General features: G+C 59.9%; 5 protein-coding genes. 2 read left to right on the forward strand and 3 right to left on the reverse strand.

The genetic code is table 11. The annotated features are described in order from the left end of the window. Positions 1–572, forward strand: a 572-nt coding sequence (locus tag B3849_RS07230) for an N-formylglutamate amidohydrolase (RefSeq protein WP_286779967.1), incomplete at its 5' end; no start/stop codon positions are given. Here B3849_RS07230 and B3849_RS07235 read toward each other — a convergent pair. From B3849_RS07235 to B3849_RS07245, 3 genes are all read right to left on the reverse strand, one after another. Next, a complete protein-coding gene (locus tag B3849_RS07235) occupies positions 573–1,826 on the reverse strand; it encodes a DNA polymerase IV (protein WP_278425050.1) in 1,254 nt (417 codons plus the stop codon). 323 nt (positions 1,827–2,149) lie between these two features. Beyond that, entirely contained in the window at positions 2,150–2,839 is a 690-nt protein-coding gene (gene pyrF / locus B3849_RS07240) for an orotidine-5'-phosphate decarboxylase (RefSeq protein ID WP_005850154.1), read from the reverse strand. Positions 2,840–3,057: 218 nt separating this feature from the next. Next, positions 3,058–3,351, reverse strand: coding sequence for an orotidine 5-phosphate decarboxylase (locus B3849_RS07245; RefSeq protein WP_278374867.1), 294 nt, complete (start codon positions 3,349–3,351; stop codon positions 3,058–3,060). Between the two features lie 437 nt (positions 3,352–3,788). Between B3849_RS07245 and B3849_RS07250 the strand changes: the two genes are divergently transcribed. Then, the coding region (locus B3849_RS07250; protein ID WP_286779968.1) for an AAA family ATPase at positions 3,789–5,812 on the forward strand (2,024 nt) is incomplete at its 3' end.

Raw genomic sequence — 5,812 nt, forward strand, 5'->3', positions numbered from 1 at the left:
GAGGCAACCCGCGGGTTGCCTCCGGATTGGGGGTTATTCCGCGTGTCGTGGCAAACGGGCGGTCAATTTATCAGGGCAAATTAACATTGGATGAAGCACGGGCGCGAATCGCGACCTATTGGGTGCCGTACCACGATATGTTGCAAAGCCTGCTGAACGACGCGCGGGCGGATCACGGGCAGGCGATCTTGGTGGATTGCCATTCGATGCCGCACGAGGCGATGGACGGCGTCGCGCGTATGGGGTTGAAACGGCCTGAAGTGGTCTTGGGGGACCGGTTCGGCGCGGCAGCCAGCAGCGATGTTGTGGATCAGATAGAGGCCGCTTTCGTCAAGGCAGGGTTCACCGTCACCCGCAATACGCCCTTTGCGGGGGCCTATATCACCCAAGCTTACGGTCGTCCGGCACGGGGGCAGCATGCGGTACAGGTCGAATTGGACCGGTCGCTGTATATGAACGAATCTCTGGTGCGCCCCAACGGTGATTTCGAGGATGTCCAAAAAGCGCTTCGCGGCGTTGTGGCAGAGATTGCGCGGATCCGTCCAGAAAGTCTCGCCCTCGCGGCGGAGTGATCAGCGCAGCGCGCGCCCCTTGACGATTGCCTTGTCCCCGAACCGGTTGCGGATGGCATCTATTGCCCGCTCTGCCTGACCCCGGCGGGCGGCATCCGGGTCCAGCAGGTCGCCCGCGGTATCGGCACCGTCAGCCGCGCTCAGGTCCGAAATGCCACACCCGAGCAGCCGGAAAGGCCCCGGTTCGCCAAGCTGGTCAAACAGCCCGCGCGCTGTGCGGTAGATGCGGTCGGCCAGTTGCGTCGGGTCATACAGCGACACCCGCCGCGTGATCAGCGAGAAATCGGCCCGTTTGAGCTTGAGTACGACAACGCGGCCAGCAAGGTCTTTGGCCTTGGCGCGGTCCGCCACCTTTTGCGCCATGCGCCACAGATGGCCGTCCAGCAGGTCAGGGTCGGAAGTGTCTTCGTTGAAGGTGGTTTCGTTGCTGATGGATTTCATCGGTTCATGCGCGGAAACACGGCGGTTGTCTTGGCCGCGTGCCAGATGCCACAGGCGGTCGCCCATACTGCCGAAACGCGCGATCAGGTCGGTCCTTTCCCATCGAAGCAGGTCCGCGAAGGTCTGGATGCCGGCCTTGTTAAGGGACCCGAGCGTTGCCGCGCCCACGCCCCAGATCATGCTCACCGGTTTGTCGTTCAGAAACCTCTGTGTTTCTTCCTTGCCGATCACTGAAAACCCGTGCGGCTTATCAAGGTCAGAGGCGACTTTGGCCAAAAACTTGTTGTGTGATAGACCGATAGAGCCGGTCAGCCCCAGTTCGACCTTCATGCGACGCACCAGTCGCGCAAGCATCACGGCAGGGGGTGCCCCGTGAAGCTTGGTTGTGCCGGTCATGTCCAGAAACGCCTCGTCCAGCGACAGCGGCTGCAGGGCGGGGGTGAGTTCTTCCATCATGGCGCGGATCGCGCGGGAGGCTTCGACATATGCATCCATGCGTGGCTTGATGATGATCGCTTCGGGGCAGAGTTTCAGCGCCTGGAACATCGGCATGGCAGACCGGACCCCTTTGATCCGCGCGATATAGCAGGCGGTCGACACGACCCCACGACGTCCGCCCCCGATGATCACGGGCTTGCCATTCAGCGCCGGATTGTCGCGTTTCTCCACGGATGCGTAGAAGGCATCGCAATCCATATGGGCGATGGAAAGGTCGAATAATTCGGGGTGTGACGAGATACGCGGGCTGCCGCAGGCAGAGCACCGGCGCGCGGGCGCGATTTCGGACAGGCAGTCTCGGCAGAGGGCGGGCATGGCGGTCAGGTAGGGTTAAGGGCTGGTTAACGCAAGTCTACCCGATCACACGCGACTTCGCCATGCACATACGTGCAGCGTCGGGTTGAAGGGCGGAAATCGAAAGGGGGGGCAAAGAAAGACCCCCGCCTGAAGCGGGGGGAGGTGACGGACTTCAGGAAGAACCAGTCCGTCGGGGAGTATCACCAAAGTAAGGTTGCCATATGAATGTCATAAAACATACACGGAACTTCCAGTTGCTGGCAGCCAGTTCATGTTTGTTACCGATTTATCACATAGGCGAAAATGCGCTATTTGTTGGGTTTCGCGCATTTCGGCTGCGTTCAGGGCAGCTCTGCCAGCACCGCGCGGGCGGCGGCGGCGGGGTCTTCGGCCTGCCAGATCGGGCGGCCAACGACGATGTGATCCGCCCCATCCAAGATCGCCTGACCCGGTGTTGCAACGCGTTTCTGGTCGCCAAGGGCCGCCCCGCTTGGTCGCACGCCGGGGGTGACGATCAGCTTGCCGTTGGCCTCGGGTAGGGCACGGATCAGGGCCGCCTCTTGCGGGGAGGCGATGACGCCGTCAGCACCAGCCTCCAGCGCGCGCCCGGCGCGGGTCTGGACCAGATCGGGGATATCGCCCGACTGGATCATCGCCGCGTCCAGATCGTTGCGGTCCAGAGATGTCAGGATGGTCACCGCCAAAATCTTGGTGCGGGATCCTGCGGCCCCTTCCATCGCGGCGCGGACAACATGCGGGTCACCGTGCACGGTCAGAAAATCGAGGTCGAACTGCGCTAGCCCGCGCACCGCTGCTTCGACTGTCGCGCTGATATCGAACAGTTTCATGTCCAGAAAAATGCGTTTGCCGTGTTCCTGGATCAACTCGTTCGCAAGCGCCAGGCCGCCGCCCGTCAACATGCCCAGACCAATTTTATAAAAGCTCACCGCGTCGCCCAGCTTTTGGGTCAGTTCAAGGCCGGCAACAGCGTGGGGGACATCAAGGGCAACGATCAGGCGGTCATCTGACATGGGGCGGGCTCCGAAGTGATGAGATTTGGCAAACGCCGGAGGCTTACGGTGTTCGACCTGACATGTCTATGAAAACAGGGATCGCGCAAAGAAAAAGGCCCGGGCAGCGCAGCGGCTGTCCGGGCGAGTATCAGAGACGTGCAGGCAGGCAGTTGTCTCTGGATTGGGCGGGACACGCGCCGGGACGGGCGCGCAGGCAGTTCCGCCGAAACTGTAAATCAGGCGGCGCGAAGGCCGGGAAGGTTGGCGACATGGCGCAACCAGGCTTTTGGATCGAACCGAGGGCGGCCACTGCGTTGTGCGGGCTTCTGGGCGCGGATCTCGGAATACATGCCGCCGCGGCTTATATGGCGACGCTCGGCCTGTTTAGTCAGGCCTTTGGCAGCTTGATCAAAGGACATCGTCATCGGCGCGTTGATGGCGCAGGCATATTTGCGGGACCGATCGCCATCGTGGACGGTGACCAAAGCTTCGAAGCATTGCTCTGCCGCGTTGTAGATAACGTCGTTCATCTGAATCTGGCGCGTCTGCATGTTCGTACCTCAAGGATTTGTTGTACTGGTTAAAGTCGGCTCGATTTGTTTTCGTTTATCTGCCAGTACAACGTATGTGTGACTAAATGGTTCCACTGGGGCGCATCCGTCATGTGGATAAATATAAATTTTCGCTTAAAATCAGTCAATTAACATTTTTGTAATTATTTCTTGCCATGGGCGGCAAATTGCGAAACTGCATTTTTCTTGTGGGATTCCAATGTGTTCGCAATGTGGCGAAATCCCACCAGTCTGAAAAATAATCTTAAAAGATGTATGTTTTTTGTTGACGCTTTTGTGAGGCGACTCTCTTGAATCCCTTCCCTCTGTCCCCAAATTCTATCCCGAGGATCACGCCATGATGTGCTGCAAAGCAGGCATCTTCTTTGTGGTCGCTTTAAGAAAAGGAGAAGCTCATGGACTTGAGCAAGTTCACAGAACGGTCGCGCGGCTTTATTCAGGCTGCGCAAACAATCGCGACGCGTGAAAGCCATCAACGGCTGACGCCGGAACATTTATTGAAAGCACTGCTGGATGACGACCAAGGGCTGGCGAGCAATCTGATTGCTGCTGCCGGTGGCGATCCTGCACGTGTGATTGAAACCCTGACGCTGTCTTTGGGCAAGCTGCCCAAGGTGTCGGGCGACGCCGCGCAGGTATACCTTGATAATGCCACCGCAAAAGTGCTGGCCGAAGCAGAGACGCTGGCCAAAAAAGCGGGCGACAGCTTTGTGCCGGTCGAACGCGTGCTGATGGCGCTTGCGATGGTGAAATCCGGTGCGAAAACCGCGTTGGATGCGGGCAAGGTCACCGCACAGGGGTTGAACGCCGCTATCAATGATATCCGGAAAGGGCGCACGGCTGATTCGGCCAGTGCGGAAGACGGGTATGAGGCGCTCAAGAAGTACAGCCTTGATCTGACGGAACGTGCCCGCGAGGGCAAAATCGACCCGATCATCGGTCGGGACGAGGAAATTCGTCGCGCCATGCAGGTGTTGAGCCGCCGTACCAAGAACAACCCGGTGCTGATTGGTGAGCCCGGTGTGGGTAAAACCGCGATTGCCGAGGGGCTCGCCCTGCGGATCGTGGATGGCGATGTGCCCGAATCCCTGCGCAACAAGCGCTTGCTGGCGCTGGACATGGGCGCGCTGATTGCTGGCGCAAAGTATCGTGGCGAGTTCGAAGAACGGTTGAAAGCCGTCCTGACCGAGGTCACCGAAGCCGCGGGCGAGGTGATCCTGTTCATTGACGAGATGCACACGCTGGTTGGTGCCGGTAAGGCGGACGGCGCGATGGACGCGGCCAACCTCATCAAGCCGGCGTTGGCGCGGGGTGAATTGCACTGCGTTGGTGCGACGACCTTGGACGAATACCGCAAGTATGTCGAAAAAGACGCAGCACTTGCCCGTCGGTTCCAGCCTGTGATGGTCAGCGAACCTACGGTCGAGGATACGGTGTCGATCCTGCGAGGCATTAAGGAGAAGTACGAGCTGCACCATGGTGTGAGGATCAGCGACTCTGCCCTTGTGGCGGCGGCGACCCTGTCGCATCGCTATATCACGGACCGTTTCCTGCCCGACAAGGCAATCGACCTTGTGGACGAGGCCGCGAGCCGTCTGCGGATGGAAGTCGACAGCAAACCGGAAGAGCTGGATGCGCTGGATCGTCAGATCATGCAGCTTCAGATCGAAGCCGAGGCGTTGAAGAAAGAGGATGACGCTGCCAGCAAGGACCGCTTGGACAAGTTGGAGAAAGAGCTGGGGGATCTGCAGGAAAAGGCCGATGCCATGACTGCGCAGTGGCAGGGCGAACGTGATCGCCTTGAGGGCGCGCGCGAGCTGAAAGAGCAGCTGGACCGTGCCCGCGCCGAGCTTGAGATCGCCAAGCGCGAAGGCAACCTCGCCAAAGCGGGGGAGCTTTCCTATGGCGTGATCCCGCAGCTTGAACGCAAACTGGGCGAGGCCGAAGAGAACGAAGCCGACGTCATGGTCGAAGAGGCCGTGCGCCCGGACCAGATCGCCAGCGTCGTCGAACGTTGGACGGGTATCCCCGCGGGTCGTATGCTGGAAGGCGAGCGGGACAAGTTGCTGCGCATGGAAGACCAGTTGCACAACCGTGTCATTGGTCAGAACCTCGCGGTCAAAGCTGTGTCGAACGCGGTGCGCCGTGCGCGTGCCGGCCTGAATGACGAGGCCCGCCCCTTGGGCAGCTTCCTGTTCCTCGGGCCGACTGGTGTCGGTAAGACCGAGCTGACCAAGGCCGTGGCCGAATTCCTGTTCGACGACGAGAACGCGATGGTGCGGATCGACATGTCTGAGTTCATGGAGAAACATGCCGTGGCCCGTCTGATCGGCGCGCCTCCCGGGTATGTTGGCTATGACGAAGGTGGCGTATTGACCGAAGCCGTGCGGCGCAGACCCTATCAGGTCGTGCTGTTCGA

The sequence above is a fragment of the Sulfitobacter sp. UBA4523 genome, from assembly GCF_002388305.1.
Classification (GTDB): Bacteria; Pseudomonadota; Alphaproteobacteria; order Rhodobacterales; family Rhodobacteraceae; genus Sulfitobacter; species Sulfitobacter pontiacus.